At 61.4% G+C, this 19,944-nt stretch carries 11 protein-coding genes; 6 read left to right on the forward strand and 5 right to left on the reverse strand.

What is annotated here, in order from left to right; all coding sequences use genetic code 11:
• Positions 1 to 10 precede the first annotated feature (10 nt).
• Positions 11 to 1,021, forward strand: a complete 1,011-nt coding sequence (gene gap / locus GM655_RS09790; RefSeq protein ID WP_155434484.1) for a type I glyceraldehyde-3-phosphate dehydrogenase — start codon at positions 11 to 13, stop codon at positions 1,019 to 1,021.
• Positions 1,022 to 1,116: 95 nt separating this feature from the next.
• Here gap and GM655_RS09795 read toward each other — a convergent pair whose 3' ends face one another.
• The 4 genes from GM655_RS09795 to glnE form a co-directional block, all read right to left on the reverse strand.
• Positions 1,117 to 1,497, reverse strand: a complete 381-nt coding sequence (locus tag GM655_RS09795; RefSeq protein ID WP_155434485.1) for a hypothetical protein — start codon at positions 1,495 to 1,497, stop codon at positions 1,117 to 1,119.
• A gap of 373 nt (positions 1,498 to 1,870) precedes the next feature.
• Entirely contained in the window at positions 1,871 to 4,825 is a 2,955-nt protein-coding gene (locus GM655_RS09800) for a TonB-dependent receptor domain-containing protein (protein ID WP_155434486.1), read from the reverse strand.
• A gap of 176 nt (positions 4,826 to 5,001) precedes the next feature.
• A complete protein-coding gene (locus GM655_RS09805; RefSeq protein WP_155434487.1) occupies positions 5,002 to 5,463 on the reverse strand; it encodes a cache domain-containing protein in 462 nt (153 codons plus the stop codon).
• 130 nt (positions 5,464 to 5,593) lie between these two features.
• Positions 5,594 to 8,512: a bifunctional [glutamate--ammonia ligase]-adenylyl-L-tyrosine phosphorylase/[glutamate--ammonia-ligase] adenylyltransferase gene (glnE, locus tag GM655_RS09810; RefSeq protein WP_371866785.1), complete on the reverse strand. Its 2,919-nt coding sequence runs from the start codon at positions 8,510 to 8,512 to the stop codon at positions 5,594 to 5,596.
• Between the two features lie 47 nt (positions 8,513 to 8,559).
• On the opposite strand from glnE, the gene GM655_RS09815 reads away from it, so the two are divergent.
• The 4 genes from GM655_RS09815 to aroG all read left to right on the forward strand — a co-directional run bounded on the left by GM655_RS09815 (position 8,560) and on the right by aroG (position 16,599).
• Positions 8,560 to 12,789: a YhdP family protein gene (locus GM655_RS09815; protein WP_155434489.1), complete on the forward strand. Its 4,230-nt coding sequence runs from the start codon at positions 8,560 to 8,562 to the stop codon at positions 12,787 to 12,789.
• A gap of 22 nt (positions 12,790 to 12,811) precedes the next feature.
• The gene (locus GM655_RS09820; RefSeq protein WP_155434490.1) at positions 12,812 to 13,612 is read left to right on the forward strand and encodes a carbon-nitrogen hydrolase family protein; all 801 of its coding nucleotides are present in this window, start codon (positions 12,812 to 12,814) and stop codon (positions 13,610 to 13,612) included.
• A gap of 90 nt (positions 13,613 to 13,702) precedes the next feature.
• Positions 13,703 to 15,163, forward strand: coding sequence for a metalloprotease TldD (tldD, locus tag GM655_RS09825; RefSeq protein WP_155434491.1), 1,461 nt, complete (start codon positions 13,703 to 13,705; stop codon positions 15,161 to 15,163).
• A 356-nt stretch (positions 15,164 to 15,519) separates the two neighbouring features.
• Positions 15,520 to 16,599: a 3-deoxy-7-phosphoheptulonate synthase AroG gene (gene aroG / locus GM655_RS09830; protein ID WP_155434492.1), complete on the forward strand. Its 1,080-nt coding sequence runs from the start codon at positions 15,520 to 15,522 to the stop codon at positions 16,597 to 16,599.
• A 71-nt stretch (positions 16,600 to 16,670) separates the two neighbouring features.
• Here the strand turns inward: aroG and GM655_RS09835 are convergent, their stop codons facing one another.
• On the reverse strand, positions 16,671 to 19,541 hold the full coding sequence (locus GM655_RS09835) for a TonB-dependent receptor domain-containing protein (protein ID WP_155434493.1): 2,871 nt from the start codon (positions 19,539 to 19,541) through the stop codon (positions 16,671 to 16,673).
• Between the two features lie 31 nt (positions 19,542 to 19,572).
• Between GM655_RS09835 and GM655_RS09840 the strand changes: the two genes are divergently transcribed.
• Positions 19,573 to 19,770, forward strand: coding sequence for a hypothetical protein (locus GM655_RS09840; RefSeq protein WP_155434494.1), 198 nt, complete (start codon positions 19,573 to 19,575; stop codon positions 19,768 to 19,770).
• Positions 19,771 to 19,944: the final 174 nt, after the last annotated feature.

A 19,944-nucleotide genomic window follows, 5' to 3' on the forward strand; every position in this document is an offset into this window, starting at 1 on the left:
GGAGCATAGTATGACGATTAAAGTTGCAATTAACGGCTACGGCCGCATCGGCCGCAATGTGCTGCGCGCTTTCTACGAAGGCGGCAAAAAACAGGACATCCAGATCGTGGCAATTAACGATCTGGGCGACGCCAAGTCGAATGCCCACCTGACCCGCTACGACACCGCCCATGGCAAGTTCCCAGGCACCGTGACCGTTGACGGCGACAACATGATTGTGAACGGCGACGTAATCCGCGTCTTCGCACAGCGTAACCCTGCTGAAATTCCATGGGGCGATCTGGGCGTGGACGTCGTGCTGGAATGCACCGGCTTCTTCACCACCAAGGAAAAAGCTTCGGCTCACCTGAAAGGCGGCGCCAAGAAAGTCATTATCTCGGCTCCAGGCGGCAAGGATGTGGACGCGACCATCGTGTACGGCGTGAACCAGCACGTGCTGAAAGCCTCCGACACCGTGATCTCGAACGCTTCGTGCACTACCAACTGCCTGGCACCGCTGGTCAAACCACTCAACGATGCAATCGGCGTGGAAACCGGTCTGATGACCACCGTGCACGCTTACACCAACGATCAGGTACTGTCCGACGTGATGCACGAAGACCTGCGTCGCGCCCGTTCGGCTACCCAGAGCATGATCCCGACCAAAACCGGCGCTGCGGCTGCCGTAGGTCTGGTGCTGCCCGAACTGAACGGCAAGCTGGACGGCTTCGCGATCCGCGTTCCGACCATCAACGTATCGCTGGTCGACCTGTCCTTCATCGCCAAGCGCGACACCACCGTGGAAGAAGTTAACGCGCTGATGAAAGCCGCTGCTGAAGGCGCGCTGAAAGAAGTGCTGACCTACCAGACCGAACCGCTGGTGTCGATCGACTTCAACCACAACCCGGCATCGTCGAACTTCGACGCTACGCTGACCAAAGTGTCGGGCCGTCTGGTCAAAGTATCGTCGTGGTACGACAACGAGTGGGGCTTCTCCAACCGTATGCTGGACACCACCGTGGCACTGATGAACGCCAAGTAATCAGCCAGCGCTGCGCCGCGTGCGCAGCATGACTGACGCCAGGGCAGACCGCGAGGTCTGCCTTTTTTTTTCGCCGGTGCTGACTGGACGGCACTTCAGTCTATATCTTCGAGCAGGTCGACACTGCGGCGGTTTTTGGGCAGGCGTCGTTCCAGCACTGTAGTGGATTGGTAATCGACGTGCTCGATCAGGGTGACGGCAGCTTTTAATGCCTGATTCATGGCCTGCGCTGCTGCGCTGAGTGCGGCGGCCGGGCCACGGGGCTGGTTCTGATCCTGTCCTGTTTGCAGCCTGCGCAGACGGGCAGCATTGATCCAGTTACCTTCCTGTGGCAGGTGTAGCCACAAATCGCGCCAGGCATTACGGCCTTCGCCAGCAATAGATAGCACCATGGCGCGTGGGGAGACAGCATGCTGGTTGTAGATAAGTTGATCGCCATGAACCCGCGCATAATAGTGGCGCCCCTTATGGCTCATACGAAGTTCAGTTCCCGCAGGTAGAAAGAGCTGCTTCCACTGATACCCGCAGTGGGGCTGGTCTGCTGCTGGCTGGCGTGCTATCCATTCCGTGATAGCCGTGCCTATAGCATCGGCTAGGGGCAGCGGCGAGTCTGTGCAACTGAGAAAGTGCCTAAGCTCGCGTAGGGCGTCCGCAGGCAAAATGCCGGGAAAAGTATGCTGTCTCGTTTCCATGTCTCGTCCTGTCTCGTTTTGTCTCGTCTTGTCTCTGTTAGACCGGCGTTGATCCGACGAGTTCAAACGAGACAGAACGAGACAAAACGAGACATCCCAAAGCGACAGAATGCCTTACGCATGGTTGTCGTGCACCGCCACCCTGCGTAGCCGGCAACTAGAGCGTGACGCGCAGACCCAGATAGTAGCGTCGGCCGATGGCGTCGTAGGTCGAGCTATCGGTTTCCGTGCCGGGCTGGTTGCCGGGCAGGCCCGTGATGATGGGCGGCGCCTTGGTGTTGAAAATATTGTCCATGCCCAGATACAGTTGCACGGCTTTGCGCAGATCGTAGGTGAGTTGGACATCGTGGTAGGTGCGCGAACCTACGCCCACCGTGCCGGGTGCGATGTTCAGGCTTTTGAGGAACTGGTCGTCGAGCGAAACGGGACCGTTGTAGGTGGTGACCCAGTTGACGCCTAGCTGTTTCCATTTATAGGCCAGATTCAGGCCCGCGCGGTTGCGCGGCGCATTGGTATTGCTGGCCGTGACTTCACCCACGTCGGAGTTCTCCGGCGCCTCCGGCGTAGCCTTCTGCCATAGCTGGCGCAACCAGGTCCAGCTCAGTCGCGCGCTGAGGTCGCCCGGGCCCAGCTTGTCGGCCCACGAGGCGCTGACATCCACGCCTTCCGTGCCTAGCCCGCCGCTATTGGTCACGCTCAGATTGCTGTACTGGATGGAGCCGGCGCTGAGGTTGCCAACCGATGCAGGGCGGCGCACGATGAAGCTGCAGAACACCGGGTTGTTGTGGTTGTAGCACTGGTCGAGTGCGTACTGGCGGTCGGTGGCGACGATGGCATCAGCGATCTTGATGAGGAAGTAGTCGGCCGTGAAAGTGAACTTGCGCAGCATGGGGATGCCGCGTGGCGTGACCACCAGCCCTACGGTGGTGGAGCGACCTTTTTCCGCCTTCAGATCGGGGTTGCCGCTGTTGTAGCCGCTGATGCCTTGCTGGTCGGCCTGATTCAGTGTGAACACGCCGCCGTGCGCGGCCATGTTCGCTGCCACGCCCGGCGCATTGCGGCAGTTCAGCCCCAGCGCGCTGGTGTTGTTGATATTGATGCCTTCGCAGGGATCGACCAGACCGTTGGGGAAGTCCTGGCTGGGCGCCGTGTATAGCTCGTTGATATTCGGTGCGCGGGTAGACTGGGCGCGCGTGCCGCGCAGTTTGAAGTCCGGCGTGATCTGCCATTCCAGACCCGCATTCCAGCTATTGGTGCTGCCCACGGTGGAGTAGTCGCCATGGCGGAACGTGCCGAGGAAGCTCAGTTCGCGCGCCCACGGCTTCTCTTTGAGCAGGGGCACACGCGTTTCGATAAAGGCTTCGCGCACGCTGAAGTTGCCATAGGTGGGCGGCAAGGCATTGCCGGCATTCTGGCCTGTCTGGGTGAGCGGATCGGGCACGGCGCTGGAATCCTCGTCGCGCCATTCCAGCCCGGCCGCAATGCCGATCGCGCCAGCGGGTAGGCCGCGCACTTCGCCTGTCACGCTGGCGCCGGCCAGTTTCTGCGTGATGGCGGTTTGCAGCGAGCCCGGCGCCGTGACGTATTTGAGCGCGGCCGGCGTGATGCTGTTGTAGCCGAACAGGCTGATGGGCACGCAGCCTTCGGCCACGGCCGAACTGTTGGCGCACACGGGTGTGCCGTCCGGTCCGGGGATGGCTTCGAGCGCATTGCGCAAGCTGGCCACATTCACCTGTCCCGTCGAGTTCTGCGCTTCCTTGGTTTTGCCGTAGGCGAGGTAGGCATCGTAGTTCCACTGGCCGAAGCTGCCCTTCATGCCGGTGGCCAGGCGGAAGGTATCGCGCTCGACCACGGAATGGCGCGGACCGAATTCGCTCAGGCGGCGCGTGAAGAAGTAATCGGGCACGCCATCGCCATCCGTATCGCTGATGCGCTCATACAGATACTGGGGGATCAGCGGATTGCGCACCAGCTTGCCGCTGATCATGGAGCCGGCCGGCACCTGCCCGGATGGCTTGTAGACCTGATCCGAGCCTAGCGGGAAGGGTTCGATATTGGTGGCCACTTTGGACGAGGCATAGGTGCCTTCGAAGAAAGCGCTGTGCTGGTCATTGAAGGCCCAGTTGCCATTGGTGGCGAACAGATAGCGCTCGACCGGCACGGCGATCAGGCGGTAGGCCGAGCGGTTGTAGCCGGTGGCGCCCGTGCCGCTGGCATCGCTGCCGTTCTGGTTCCACGGAATGATCTGGTTGTTGGCGTCGTAAGTAAAGTCTTCCGTATCGCCGAAGAAATGCCCCTGTGGTGCATAGCCCGAATAATTCGGGCGGCGCGCGACGAAAGCCAGTTCGGGATGGCCCTGAGTAATTGCCGAGGTCTGGTCGAGCGCCGTGGCGGCGCGGTCGCGGCTGTAGACAGCGCCCTGTTTGGAGTAGCCGAAGTGGCCCATCAGATTGCTCGCGCCATCGCTGCTGGTAAGGCCGAAGGTGAGCGCGAGTTTTTTCTTGAAGTCGTCGTGCTGGTCGCTGCGTCCCGTCTGCGCGTCGAGCAGCACGCCGTTGAAGTTTTTCTTGAGGATGATGTTGATCACGCCGGCCACGGCATCCGAGCCATAGGTGGCGGATGCGCCGCCCGTCAGCAGCTCCACCCGTTCGATGAAATCAGTGGGGATGGTGTTGAGGTCGACTGCGCTATCGCCGGGCACGCCGGAAACGAAGCGGCGCCCGTTGACCAATACCAGCGTGCGGCTATCGCCCATATTGCGCAGGTTGACGGTGGTCACGCCGCCGCCCGAGGTGAGGAAGTTGGAATTGCCGCGGCTCAGCGTCGGTGTGCCCATGGTGGGATTTTTTTGCAGCAAATCCTGCAAATTGGTGGCGCCCGAGGCGGCGATATCGGCCGAGCTCAGTATCTGCAAAGGCGAGGGCGAGGCAGCGGCCGGCGACGCAATGCGCGAACCGGTGATCACCACTTTCTGCAGGCTGTCGCTGCCTGGCGCTGTGGCCGGTTCGGGCGTCTGGGCTAGAGCGGCGCAGCCGGGCCAAGTGCTGGCAAGGCCGAGGCTGCCCAGGCAGAGCAGATACAGCGGACGGTGACGGAGAAATGGCTGGTTCATACGCGGACTCCTGTAAGTGGCGAGGTGAGGGCTGCAGCGCTTGATCGCTAATAGACCGGACCGTAAGCCGAGGAGTTCCGTAAAAACTTGAATTTTTTGCAGCAGGGGGCGGCGTGCAGGGACGAAAAAAAACCGGGCTCAAGTCCCGGTTTTTTTGGAGGCAGGGCGGGCAGCGCTTATTTGTAGACGCCCGAACCGACCAGCACGTCGTCGACTTTTTCGATATAGCCGGATTTGCTTTCGACCGATTTGGTCACCGGGTTAGGCCATTTGAAATCGACCCAGCCTTTGCCCTTGGATTTGGCCAGATCGACCATTTCCTTGATCATCAGCTTGCCTTCGTTATCCTTCATGCCGATCAGCGGCTTGCCGACCATCTTGGGATTGTTGCCGTGCGCAACAGCCACGCCATTCATGTCGTACACATAGATGTACAGGTCGCGGTCGTGGAAAGTGGTGTTGGCCGGGTCGGAGATGGCGGCAAAAGCTTTTTCCTTGCCTTCGGACTTGATCAAGGACACGGCTTTTTTCACCATGGCCACGGCTTCGTCGGGGCTAGCTTTGTCGCCAGCGTAGCTGGATACGGACGTGGCTAGCAGGCTGATACCTAGCGCCGTAGCGCGTAATAATGCTTTCATGTGGTTTCTCCTCATTTTATGGTTGTGCAGAGGCGAGCGGCAGCGCTGCTGTCTCACGCCTGCAGTGCGAACCAGTGTAGACCAACTCTCATCATTGTGCTAAGAAGAAAGTTGTGAGGTAGCAACATTTCTACATAAATATTTCTTGCCACAAGGCGGTGACCTGTGCCGCATGGTGCGCCACCAGCGCCGGTTCCACCCGGGCCAGATCCTGGCCCTGCAGACGTAGCTGGTGCTGCAGTTTACGTAACTGGCGGTATGCATCACCCACCTGGCTGGCTCTTTCGGTCGAGATCAGCCCCAGTTCACCGAACATGCGCAGCAGGGCGATATTGCCGGCATTGGCCGTTAGCTGCGGATAGCGTGCCGCATGCTGCAGCACCATGAACTGGACGATGAATTCGATGTCTATCATGCCGCCCGGGTCCTGTTTCAGATCGAACAGGGCGCTGTGGTTGGGCTTGGCGTCCATCATGCGTTTGCGCATGGCGATGACTTCCTGCTTGAGCGGGCCGTCGGCCGGGCGTTCCTTGCGCAGTACGGCTTCGCGGATGGCATCGAAGCGCTGGCCTATGGCCGTATCGCCGGCGCAGAAGCGGGCCCGCGTCAGGGCCTGATGTTCCCATGCCCAGGCCGAACTGCTCTGGTATTTCTCGAAGGCCGACACGCTCGATACCAGCATGCCGCTGGCGCCGTCCGGGCGCAGCGCCGTATCGATATCGAACAGGATGCCGGCCGAAGTATGGGTGGTCATCCAGGTGATGAAGCGCTGCGCCAGCTTGGCATACTGGGCCGGTGCTTCCTGATCGGTATCGTCGTACAGGAAGATCACGTCGAGGTCGGACACATAGCCGAGTTCCTTGCCGCCCAGTTTGCCGTAAGCGATCACGGCAAACTGCGGCACGGCGCGGTGGCGCGTAGCGATGGTCTGCCAGATCGCGTTGATGGCGGCGGCCACGATGGTGTCGGCCAGTGCCGACAGGTGGTCGGCCAGTTTTTCCACTGTCAGGTCGCCGGCCAGATCCTGCGCGAGCAGGTGGAATAGCTGGGCGTGATGGGTTTCGCGCAGGATGTCCATCTGGCGTTCCGTGTCGCCAGGGTCGGCCGCGAGCTGGCGCTGCAGGTCGGCCGCCACTTCGGCTGCATCGAATTCCGTGGTGCGCAGGCGGCCATCGAGCAGCTCGTCCAGCAGTATCGGGTGCTGGCTGAGGAATTTCGCGGCCCAGCCGCTTGCATGCATCATGCCGATCACGCGTGCCAGTGTGTGCGGGTATTCCGTCAGCAGCGACAGATAGGCCGAGCGGCGCGCAATGGTTTCAAGGAAGTCCAGCAGCCGGCCCAGCGTGGCTTGCTGGCTGCCACCGCTGGTCTCGCACGAGCACTGGATGATCAGCGGCAGGGCCAGATTGACCAATCCCAGCAGGCGGTCGCGGCTGGCTTCCGGCAGCGATTGCAAACGCGGTGCCTGCCAGGTGCCGATCAGGCGCTGGGCGGCGCCGGCCGCATCATCGAAGCCCAGCGCGGCAAAGCGCGCCACCATCGCTTCGCGGTTATCGGGATCGGCGCAGGCGTCGGATACCTGCGGGTTGATCGCATGTTCGGCTTCGCCGCCACTACTGCTGCTCGGGCTGTTGCTCTTGTCGGAGAACATTTCGTCGAACTGGCCCGCGACGAACTGGCGGTGCGCTTCGAGTTGGCTGAGCAGGGTGGCCGTGTCGTCCAGCCCCATCATCTGCGCCACCAGCAGGCGGTCAGCCTCGTTGGCGGGCAGGGTGTGGGTCTGGGCATCGTCCAGATACTGCAGACGGTGCTCCAGATTGCGCAGGAAGGTATAGGAGGCCAGCAACTGGTAGACGATGGCGTGGCTGAGCAGCCCTTTTTCCGCGATGATACGCAGCGTGGTGCGGGTCGAGCGGTCGCGCAGCGCGGCATCGCGGCCGCCGCGGATAAGCTGGAACACCTGGGCCAGAAACTCGATTTCGCGGATGCCGCCGCGGCCCAGCTTGACGTTGTTGCTGCGGTCCGGATGCAAGCGCTCCTGGCGGTTCACTTCAGCGCGGATCTGGGCGTGCATATTGCGAATCGCATCGATCACGCCGAAGTCCAGATAGCGGCGGAACACGAAAGGCCGCACGATGGCTTCCAGCGCGGCGATATCTTCCTGCGTACCCGTCACGGCACGCGCCTTGACCCAGGCATAGCGCTCCCACTCGCGCCCCTGCACGATCAGATATTGTTCCACCATATTCAGGCTGCAGGCCAGCGGGCCGGAATTGCCGTTGGGGCGCAGCGCCATGTCGACCCGGAAGGTAAAGCCGTCTTCGGTGATTTCGGCCAGCGCCGCGATCAGGCGCTTGCCCAGACGGATAAAGAATTCATGGTTGGATAGGCTGCGCTGGCCGCTTTCGCTGGTGACGGTATCGCCATCTTCGGGATAGACGAAAATCAGATCGATATCGGACGACACATTGAGCTCACCGCCCCCCTGTTTGCCCATGCCGAGTACCATCAGTTGCTGCGGGCGGCCCGAATCGCGCCCGGTCGGCATGCCGTGTGCGGCCACCAGTTCGGCCATCAGCTCGTCCACGTGGCGGGCAATGGCGAAATCGGCAAAGCGTGTCATGGCCGTCACCACTTCGTTCAGATTGGCCAGACCGGCCAGATCGCGCCGGATCAGACCATTCACCAGCAGGTTGCGCAGGCGGCGCATGGCGCGTCCGAGCGGCAGCGGCGGTGCGCCTGCCTGGGCCTCGGCTTCGCGCTGCAGATAGGCGGCCAGATCGATCTGGTCCAGTGCGACTTCGGCGGCGGCGTCGGACTGGGCCGCGCGCGTGGGGGCGGCAGCCAGCCAGCGCTGGTAGAAACGGGAGACGGTGGGTTCGATCTTGCTTGCACTCATGTAGGGTTTTATCCTGTTGACGGACTGCCGCTTAGCAGTGGTAACGACGTGTAAAACTGCCGTGCGCCGGCGTAGTCGAACACTGCGCCAGGCCGGGCATAGGGTAGAATGGCCGCGCTGGCGCGACCGTCCGCCTTCGAGTGTAGCGATTTATTTGCCGCATGGCCTGAATTATTAGCGGAATTTTTAGCAGATTGATGCAAAAACGAGATGACCAGAACGTGAGCGCGACCCCGCCCGGCCAGCCGGATGGCGAGGGCTATATCGCCACGCGCTGGCACCGGCTGACGGCGTTCTACCGTTTTTGCAATCTGGCTAGCCACCACGTGCTGGGCTTCACCGTGAAGCTGGCGTTGCTGCTGTATTTCGCCTTTGCCATCCTGTTCCTCACGCTGCGCTATGCCGTGCTGCCGAATATCGACCATTACAAAGGCGATATCGAGCGCCTGGCCAGCCGCGCCGTCGGCAATGCCGTGAGCATAGACCGGGTGTATGCCTCGTGGCACGGGCTGCGCCCGAATCTGTTCCTGGGTGACGTGGTGCTGCACGATAGCGCCGGCCGTCCGGCCCTGAGCCTGCCCAGTGTGTCGGCCACGCTGTCGTGGTGGAGCGCGGTGTCGGCCAGCGTGCGTTTCGAATCGCTCGAGCTGGTGCGGCCCGATCTGAGTGTGTTGCGTGATGCACAGGGCCGGCTGTACGTGGCCGGCATGCTGCTTGATCTGAACAAGCCCAGCGACGGCAAGGGCGCCGACTGGCTGCTGGCGCAGCGCGAAATCGTGATCCGCGAAGGGCGCGTGCAATGGCTGGACCAGCAACGCCAGGCGCCTTTGCTGGCGCTGGACGGCGTGCATGTGGTGCTGCGCAACCAGTGGCTGCGCCACCAATTGGCCGTGCGCGCCACGCCGCCTGCCGCGCTGGCCGCGCCGCTCGATGTGCGCGCCGATTTCAGCCATCCGGCGTTTGGCGCGCGCGTGTCGAATCTGTCCATGTGGAAGGGCGAGCTGTATGCCGATATCCGCAATACCGATCTGCTGACGTGGAAGCCATGGCTGGACTTCCCGTTCGAGCTGCATAGCGGCGGCGGTTCGCTGCGCGCCTGGCTGGGCATAGACCAGTCGCGCCTGACGGGCTTCACGGCCGATCTGGGGCTGCAGAATGTGTCGGCCGTGCTGGGCAAGGAGTTGCCCGTGCTGGACTTGCGCCAGCTCAGCGGCCGCATCGCTGCACGGGAAGAATTGCCGAATGTGCTGCCGCTGGTGGTCAAAGGCGCCAAGGGCGCGGGCAGCGTGCCGTTCGGCGCGCTCGGTCATGCGGTGGAACTGAGCCAGCTAAGCCTGACCACCAGCGATGGTTTTGTGATGGCGCCCACTTCGCTGTCGGAGCGCTATGTGGCGGCCAGCGGGCCGAAGCCGGAACAGACCACCATCAGCGCGGCCCAGCTGGATTTGCAGAGCATGGCCGGTCTGGCCGAGCGTTTGCCGTTGAGCGAGCATCAGCGCCAGTTGCTGGCCGATTTCGCACCGCGCGGCCTGCTGAAGAATTTTTCCGCCGAATGGCGCGGCGCCTATCCGGCCCTGCAAGCCTATCGCATCAAGGGCGATCTGGTGGGGCTGGGCCTGAAACCGCAGCCGCCCCGGCCCGGCCAGGCCAAGACGGCGCGCACGCCGGCCATTGCCGCCATGCCGGCCATCCCCGGCTTCGAGAACCTGAGCGGGGCGATCGATGCCACGGAAAAAGGCGGCAGCTTCAGCCTGAATTCGCAGCAGCTGGTGCTACACATGCCGGATTATTTCAGCAGCCCGTCGATGCCGTTTGAACACCTGAATCTGAAAGCGCGCTGGAGCTTCGAGCGCGACGAGATGCTGCTGTTCCAGATCGATAGCATGGACTTTCTGCAGCAGGGCATGAGCGGTACGCTGCAGGGCAGCCACCGCATGCCGCTGGCCGGCAAGGGCCTGGGCACGGTGGACTTTAGCGGCACGCTGAATAACTTCCAGATCAACCGCATCGATAGCTATCTGCCGATCCAGACTCCGCATGATCTGCGCGCCTGGCTGACGGGCGCGCTCGAAGGTGGCGTGGCCAGCGATGTGAATCTGCGCCTGCGCGGCGACCTCGCGCATTTCCCTTTCCATGGCGAGACTGGCGCCGAGCGTAACCGCGGTGAATTCCGCGTGGCGGGCAAACTCACGGAAGGCAAGCTTAATTACGCGCCGGGCCAGTATCTGCATGATGGCAAGGACCTCGGCAAGGATGGCAAGCCGCTGCCGTTGTGGCCGCAGGCCGAGCATATCAAAGGCAGTTTCGTATTCGATCGCGCGCGCATGGAAATCCGCGGCGACACGGCCACCACGGGCGGGGTGGCGCTGAGCGGTGTGAAAGCCGTGGTAGCGAATCTGGATGCCCATAACGCCTTGCTGGAAATCGATGGCAATGCGGCGGGCCCCATGCAAGAATTTCTCAAGTACGTAGCCAGCAGCCCTGTGCTGGAATGGATATCCAACTTTACCGACGAGACCCAGGCCAGCGGCAATGCCAAGCTGGCGCTCAAGCTGCAACTGCCGCTCGCGCATCTGATCGATGCCCAGGTACAGGGCTCGCTGCAGTTGCAGAACAATGAAATCACGCTCATGAACGAGCTGCCGCCCGTGCAGGCAGCGCAGGGCAAGATCGAATTCAATGAACGTGGCGTCAATCTGAACCAGCTGTCCGGTAACTTCCTCGGCGGCCCGGTCAGCATCACGGGCGGCAGCCAGCGCGACAATGCCATCGTCGTCAAACTGGCGGGCACGCTGACGGCGGACGGCTTCCGCAAACAATATGGTTCGCCGGCCATGCAGCGGCTGGCCAGCCATTTTGCCGGCGCTACGCGCTACACGGGCACGGTGACGGCACGCGACCATCAGGTCACGGTGGCCGTCGATTCCAGCCTGAACGGACTGACGGTGGACTTGCCTGTGCCGCTGCGGAAAGTGGCCAGCGAGGCCATGCCGCTGCGCTTTGTGCTCAACAGCGCGCTGACGCCCGATAGTAGCGGCAGCCTGCACGACGATATCCGCATCAGTCTGGGCGGGAATATGGCGGCGCGCTACCAGCGCGCCAAGACGGGCAAGCAGGCGTGGAAGCTGGTGCGCGGCGGCATAGGCATCGCCACGCCGGCGCCGGAACCGGAGAGCGGCCTGGCTTATCACGTCAATCTGCGTGCGCTGAATGTCGATGCCTGGCTGGACTTTGCCAATTCCATAGGCGGCAAGGATGGCGGCGCCAGTGCGGCCAGTGATAGCGCCGATCTGCTGCAGTACGTGATGCCCGATACCATCGCTGCGCGCAGCAACGAACTGATTATCGGCGACCGCAAACTGGAAAATGTGGTGCTGGGTGTAGGGCGGCAGAAAACCGTGTGGCAGGCGAATATTGATTCCACTCAGGCCAATGGCTATCTGACCTGGAGCGAACCTTCCACCGGACAGGGGCTGGGCAAGGTGACGGCACGCCTGTCATCGCTGGTGATCCCGGAATCAGCTTCCAAGGATGTGCAGGAGCTGCTCGACAGCCAGGCGGCCAGCACCACTATTCCGGCACTCGATATCGTGGTCGAACGGTTCGAACTGTTCAACAAGGCGCTGGGCCGGCTGGAATTGCAGGCCAATAATGCCCAGTTGGCAGCGCAGCACGAATGGCGCGTGAGCAAACTGCTGCTGTCGAATGCTGATGGCGAATTCAAGGGCAGCGGCCTTTGGGTGAGCAAGGATGGCGCCCACGACTCCAGCCTGATTTTCGATCTGGACATTGCCAACGCGGGCAAGCTGCTGGACCGCTTTGGCTTTGCCGGTACTTTAAAAGGGGGCAAGGGGAATCTGTCGGGCGAAATCGGCTGGAAGGGACTGCCTTATGCACTCGACTGGCCGAGTTTGTCGGGCCAGATCAAGCTGAATGTGGAAAAAGGCCAGTTCCTCAAGCAGGATCCCGGCGCGGCCAAGCTGCTCGGTGTGCTGAGCCTGCAAGCCTTGCCGCGCTTGCTCAAGCTGGACTTCCATGATGTGTTCTCGGAAGGGCTGGCGTTCGACGGCATCACGGCCAGCGCTGGCATCAGCCATGGCATTGTGCGCACCGATAACCTGAAAATGCATGGCGTGGCCGCCACCGTGCTGATGGACGGCAGTGCCGATCTGGCCAATGAAACCACCAATCTGCATGTGGTGGTGATCCCTGAAGTCAATCTCGGTACGGCGCCTCTCGTGTATGCGCTGGCCGTCAATCCCGTGATCGGGCTGGGCAGCTTCCTGGCCCAGTTGTTCCTGAGTGCGCCCGTGATGAAGGCGCTGACTTATCATATGCAGGTGACGGGACCGTGGAAAGCGCCGGTCGTGACCAAGATCGAAACGGCCAAAACGGAAGTGCCGCCACCGCCCAAAGGCGCCCCCTGATTTTTTTTGTGCGAGTGTAGACATGAGCCATACCGTAGCTGCCATCCAGATGATTTCCTCGCCCAGCGTGGCGGACAATATCGCTACTGCGCGCCGTCTCGTGACGCAAGCGGCAGCGGGCGGTGCGCAGTTGGTGCTGCTGCCCGAATACTGGGCCATCATGGGCCACAACGATAGCGACAAGGTGGCTGTGGCCGAACCGCTGGGGCAGGGGCCGATACAGGACTTCATGGCCGGCCTGGCGCGCGAACTGGGCATCTGGCTGATAGGCGGCACCTTGCCGCTGGCCTCGCACGATGCGGCCAAAGTCATCAACACCACGCTGGTGTACAACCCGCACGGTCAGCAGGTCAGCCGCTATGACAAGATCCACCTGTTCGGCTTTAGCAAGGGGGGCGAAAGCTATGACGAATCGCGCACCATCGTGCCCGGCACGGCGCCCGGCGTGTTCGAAGCGCCGTTCGGCAAGGTCGGTATGTCGGTCTGCTACGACCTGCGCTTCCCCGAACTGTATCGCGCCATGGGCCCGCTGGCCCTGATCGTGGTGCCGGCTGCGTTCACCTACACCACCGGCCAGGCCCACTGGGAAATTCTGCTGCGCGCGCGCGCCATCGAAAACCAGTGCTATGTGCTGGCGGCAGCGCAGGGCGGCCAGCATCCGAATGGGCGCCGCACCTGGGGCCACAGCATGCTGATCGATCCGTGGGGCGTGGTGAAGGCCGTGCAGGCCGAAGGCGAGGGCGTGGTGCAGGGCCAGATCGATGCCGCGTATATGGACAGCGTGCGCAGCAGCTTGCCCGCGCTGAAACACCGCACCATGTGAAACGGGCGGCACTGGGCTACAATCGCAGCTATTCGCCTTACCATGCGTCACCCCGCAGTACTCTGCCGTATCACCTAGATAGAAGCTACCATGAAGCCATTTGAACCGAATCTGTCCACCCTTGCCGTTGCGCGCGATATTCTGCTGACGCCGTTCGGGCTGGACGAAGCCAAGCTGCTCAAGACGCTGGGCTCGATGTTTACCCACAAGGTCGATTATGCCGACCTGTACTTCCAGTTCACCAAGAACGAAGGCTGGAGTCTGGAAGAGGGCATCGTCAAGACGGGCAGCTTCTCGATCGATCAGGGCGTGGGTGTACGCGCCGTATCGGGCGACCGTACCGCGTTTGCCTATTCCGACGATATTTCCGAAGCGGCCCTGCTGTCGGCTGCCAGCGCCACCCGCACCATTGCGCGCGCCGGTGCCGGCAAGGTGAAAGTGGCCAGCGCCATGACGCCGACCGGTGGCCGTTCGCTGTATCTGCCGAACGATCCGCTCGCTTCCCTCGATGCCACTGCCAAGGTCAAACTGCTGGAGCGGCTCGAACAGATGGCGCGCGGTAAAGACCCGCGCATCGTGCAGGTCATGGCCAGTCTGGCGGCCGAATATGATGTGGTGCTGGTGGTGCGCAGCGATGGCGTGCTGGCGGCCGATATCCGCCCGCTGGTGCGCGTTTCGCTGACAGTGATCGCCGAGCAGAATGGCCGGCGCGAAGTCGGTTCTTCCGGTGGCGGCGGGCGTTATGACTACGGTTATTTCACCGACGCGCTGCTCGAGCAGTATGCTGCCGATGCGGTCAGCTCGGCGCTGGTGAATCTCGATGCGCGTCCCGCGCCGGCCGGCCCGATGACGGTGGTACTGGGGCCGGGCTGGCCCGGCATCCTGCTGCACGAAGCCATAGGCCACGGCCTCGAGGGCGATTTCAACCGCAAAGGTTCGTCCACCTTCTCGGGCCGCATCGGTGAGCGTGTCGCGGCCAAGGGCGTCACCGTGGTGGATGACGGTACGCTGCCGGACCGCCGCGGTTCGCTCAATATCGACGACGAAGGCAATCCTACCCAGTGCACCACGCTGATCGAAGACGGTATCCTGAAAGGCTATATCCAGGACACCATGAATGCGCGGCTGATGAAGATGCCGGTGACGGGCAATGCACGGCGCGAATCATTTGCCCACCTGCCCATGCCGCGCATGACCAACACCTATATGCTGGGCGGCGACAAGGACCCCGGTGAAATTCTGGCCTCGGTCAAGAACGGCCTGTACGCGGTCAACTTCGGCGGCGGCCAGGTCGACATCACCAACGGTAAATTCGTGTTTTCGGCCAGCGAAGCCTATATGATCGAAAACGGCAAGATCACCTATCCCGTGAAAGGTGCTACCCTGATCGGCAACGGTCCGGAAGTGCTGAACCGCGTGTCCATGATAGGCAACGATATGCGCCTCGATCCGGGCGTGGGCGTGTGCGGCAAGGAAGGCCAGAGCGTGCCCGTGGGCGTGGGCCAGCCTACGCTGCGACTGGATGGCGTGACGGTGGGCGGCACCGTGTAAAAGTTGCTTTGCGGCAGTGGAACCGATGAAAATTTTGTCGAAGGCCCCTGCCGTGTAGAAAAAAAGCGCTTGCCAAGTGCCAAGCTATGGGTTTATAGTCGTTGCACCTGATGTCCAGTGTGGCATCGAAACCGAAACGGAAGCTTGTACATGACCCGCTTTTTCTTTACCGGCTATTTTTACTTTAGCAATTCCAACCCAGAGGCGGTGGAGTAGCGGCCGGTGCACGTAGAAGCAAAAACGAGTTCCAGCAAATTCCGAAAAACCGCCTCTGAGGCGGTTTTTTTTTACCCTGACATTTAGTAATCGGCTTTGGAAATACCTTTTAAATCTTTTTGAATATTTTGGAGAACAGCATGCCACGTACCGATGATTTACGAATTCGCGAAATGAAGGAATTGACGCCACCGTCCCACCTGATTCGCGAGTTTGCGTGCTCGGAAGCGGCGGAACACACGGCGGCCAGCGCCCGCGTTGCGCTGCACCGCATTCTGCACGGTCAGGACGACCGTCTGATGGTGGTGATCGGCCCATGCTCTATCCATGACCCGAAAGCGGCGATGGAATATGCACGCCGGCTGGCGCCGCTGCGTCAGGAACTGGGCGCCGATCTGGAAATCGTCATGCGCGTGTACTTCGAAAAGCCGCGCACCACGGTGGGCTGGAAGGGCATGATCAACGACCCTTACATGGACAGCAGCTTCCGCATCAACGACGGCCTGCGCATGGCGCGCGAACTGCTGCGCGACATTAATGAACTGGGTCTGCCGGCCGGCACCGAATACCTGGACGTGATCAGCCCGCAGTACATCGCTGACCTGATCAGCTGGGGTGCGATCGGCGCGCGTACCACGGAATCGCAGGTACACCGCGAACTGGCTTCCGGCCTGTCCTGCCCGGTGGGCTTCAAGAACGGCACGGACGGCAACGTCAAGATCGCCGTGGAAGCCATCAAGGCAGCGTCGCAGCCGCACCACTTCCTGTCCGTGACCAAGGGCGGCCATTCGGCCATCGTGTCGACCAACGGCAATGAAGACTGCCACATCATTCTGCGCGGTGGCAAAACCCCGAACTACGATGCAGCCAGTGTGGATGAAGCCTGCAAGGCCATCGCGGCGCAAGGTCTGGCAGCGCGCCTGATGATCGATGCATCGCATGCCAACAGCTCGAAGAAGCCGGAAAACCAGATTCCTGTATGTGCCGATATCGCCCGTCAGGTGGCTGGCGGCGATCAGCGCATCATCGGCGTGATGGTGGAATCGCATCTGGTAGCCGGCCGTCAGGATCTGGTGCCGGGCAAGGAACTGGTGTACGGCCAGTCCGTCACCGACGGTTGCATCGATTGGGATAGCAGCGTGCAGGTGCTGCAGGATCTGGCGGCCGCTGTGCGTGCGCGCCGTCTGGCCACCATGGCTGCCGAAGCCGCCGCTAAATAAGCCGCCAGCATCAACCAATAACAAGGCCGCCACGCAGCGAACTGCGTGGCGGCCTTGTCCGTTTTCCGCGCTTAGAACTTGTAGTTGGCGGTCAGGTAGAAGCTGCGGCCCAGCGGGTCGGAGTAGCGACCATCGTAGCCCACCTGATTACCACCGCCCGAGTTACGCACCGAGAAAGGCGGATCCTGATTCAGCAGGTTTTTGATACCGGCCGTCAGGGTCAGGTTCTTCACGTAGTTGGCTTTCAGTTGGTAGTCCAGCGTGGTGTAGGAGCGCACATCGCGTTCCATCGCTACTACACCGCCGATGCTGCCGTCGGCGCCCACTTCGCGCACGGCCGCATCATCTTCCGTCAGGGGCTTGTCGTGGTAGCCGCTGCGGTAGTTGACGGTCAGCGAGTTGCTCAGCTTGTCCGACGATTTGAGCGTGAACACCACTTTGGAAATCACGCGGAACACCACATCGTCATACGAGTTGAAGCGGCCTATGCTTTTCTCCACGCCCACGCCCGGGGTTTCCTGTTCCGCTTTGAGCATATAGGTACCGGTCCAGTTGATGCTGGCGCGGCCTACCGGCGTATCGCTGCGGAAGGTGGTATCCCAGTCCAGACCCTGGAAGTGCGAGGAAGCCAGGTTCAGCGGTTTGCGGATGGCCACCAGCACATTGCTCTTCTGGATAGGGTCGGCGTACACGGCGATGTACTGGTTGGCCAGTACCGGGTTGGTGTACAGCTGATCCTGCGAGAAGGTGCGGATCTGGTTCTTCAGTTTGACGTCCCACAGGTCCAGACCGAAGGACAGCATGCTGCTCGGCTCCAGACGGAAGCCCAGCGTGGCCTGCTTGGACTCTTCCGCTTTGAGGGCACCTGCGCCGGTAGCCGGATTGCCGACGTCGAGCAGGCCGTATTCGGACGAGCCCGGACGGCAGTACACGGCGCGCGGATCAGGCGCTTTGACCGGGCAAGGGAAGGCATTCGACGAACCGGCATTTTTGAGCGGGTCGGCAATGTTGTTCATGGTCGGCGCCTTGAAGCCGGTGCCATAGGAACCGCGCAGCAGCAGTTGCTGGGTCGGCGTGTAGCGTGCCGACAGCTTGTAGGTAGCTTTGGCCACATCTTCGCCCACCTTGCCGGACGGTGCCAGCTTGCCGTTGGAGTCGTAGCTGTTGTTATGCTTGCTGACGGCCGCATAGCTGTCGTAGCGCACCGCCGTAGTGGCTTCGAAATTGCTGGCGATAGGCATCAGCAGCTCGGCGAAAGCACCCCAGTTATTGCGCGTCGCGTCGAGTGCCTGGGCGCCCGTGCCGCCGCCGATTTCCACGTCGGTCCAGCCGGGATTGCCGGGGCCGGGGCCCTGCGCAATCTTGGCTGGCGTATCGGTGTAGCTTTGCTTGGTGAAGTCCGCACCCAGACCCAGTGCAGCGGGACCGCCGGGCAGCGTGAATACTTCGCGCGAGGCGTGGGCACCGATCACGTCGATTTTCGATTTGATCACGTCGAGCTGCTGGCGCAGCACGGCCGGGGCCAGAATCGCTGCCGCACCGTCGGTGGACACAAACGGATTGTAGGCGCCCGTGCGCACCAGTTCTTCGAATTTGTCGCCGCTCATATAGCCGGCCAGCGCTTCGTCGGTCTGCTTGTTCTGCGAATGGGTATACGCCACACCCACATCCCAGCCTGCGATATTGCTGTCGGCACCCAGCACGAAGTGGGTGGCGTCGGTACGGTATTCATCGGTACGGCCACCCGCATCGGCACCGCGGTAGTTGAACAGTGCATCCGTCACATCGGCCGGATTGATCTTCTGGCCAGCCAGCAGCGGCACGATGGATTTGTTGTAAGCGCCGATGTAGTTCGGATTGACGGTTTTGACGCCCGATACGGGATCGGTGCTGAACACCGTCAGTGGCTGGGCGGCTGGCGCATAGCGCGCCGTGTTGGTGAATTTGGACAGCACCAGTTCGCCGAACAGCGTGGTGTCGCTGCCCAGTTTCATTTTGCCCGAAGCGAATACGCTATCGCGCTTGAGTTCCGGCAGCAGTTGCACGGTGGCCGGATAGTCGAAGCGGCAAGCGCCATTGCGCGAGAAAGTATTGGCCTGGGTGCAGGAACCCTTGTTGAGCAGGTCCGTGTTCAGTACCACGTCGTCATTGGCCGTGACCACTTCCACGTTGGCAGGGGTAGAGTTGATACTGGTCTGCCAGGTCACATACTTCTTGCCGTTGTGCGTGAACGGATGGGCGCCCGTCTTGGCGAAATCGCGCTGCTTGGCGTTCAGTTCTTTCTGCTGGTCGTGGCTGTAGGCCAGCAGCACGTTGTAGCCGTCATTTTCCAGATCGCCCCAGCCTTTGGTGATCGAGATGTTGCTGCTGCGGCCGCCGGATTTTTGTGGTGCGTCGAAAGTACCTTCGATGGACAGATCCTGATTATTCTTCTTCAGGATGAAGTTGACCACGCCGGCAATCGCGTCCGAGCCGTACAGCGTGGATGCACCATCGGTCAGAATTTCCACGCGGTCGACGGCGGACAGCGGGATGCTGGCCAGATTGACGGCGCTGCCCGTGCCATACGGCGCCATGCGGCGGCCATTCAGCAGCACCAGCGTGTACTGGGTGCCGATCGCGTGGATGGAGGCCGTCTGCACACCGTTGCCGCCGCCGTTGACGGAAGTCGAGGAGGTAATAAAGCCTTGCATGGAGGGTAGTTGGGCCACCAGATCGGCCACGTTGTTGGCACCGCTTTGCTCGATATCGGCGCGTGTCAGCGTCTGCACGGGCAGCGAGCCTTCCTTGGCGATGCGCTTGATCGAGGAACCGGTAATTTCTACACGTGCAATGTGCTCCGGTTCAGCGCTGGTCTGCGCCCAGGCCGCGTGCATGCCCAGCGCCAGACCACCGGCGCAGATCAGGCGCACGGAACGCGCCAATACAGTTTCTACCATCATTATGAATCTCCCAGTTTGATGAAACAAAGTCATGACATTCGAGAAGAAATGCGAGTTCTTCTCTTTTTCATCAGAGCATTGGCGAGAGAGCGCTGTCAATATGAAAACATTTCTGAAACAAATTGATGATGCTGTACTGCGCTTAGACAAGCAGCCTGGCTTTACAGGCCAGAAAACGCACAAATTTGGCGCGGGCTTGACTTCGCTTTTTATAACATTGTTTTTTTAATAAAAAGAAGGCAATCTTTGGCGTCGCTGTGGTTTTTTTTGCAGCATGCGCGGCACTGCGTGCCTAAAGCCGCACAGGCCGGCGTCACATCTACGCCACACTTGCCCCATGCGGGAGGGGGGGCTTGAGGCCATAAAAAAAGCCCGCCGGCTTGCGCGGGCGGGCGAGGCGAGC

This window comes from Pseudoduganella danionis (assembly GCF_009720775.1).
GTDB lineage: Bacteria > Pseudomonadota > Gammaproteobacteria > Burkholderiales > Burkholderiaceae_D > Rugamonas > Rugamonas danionis.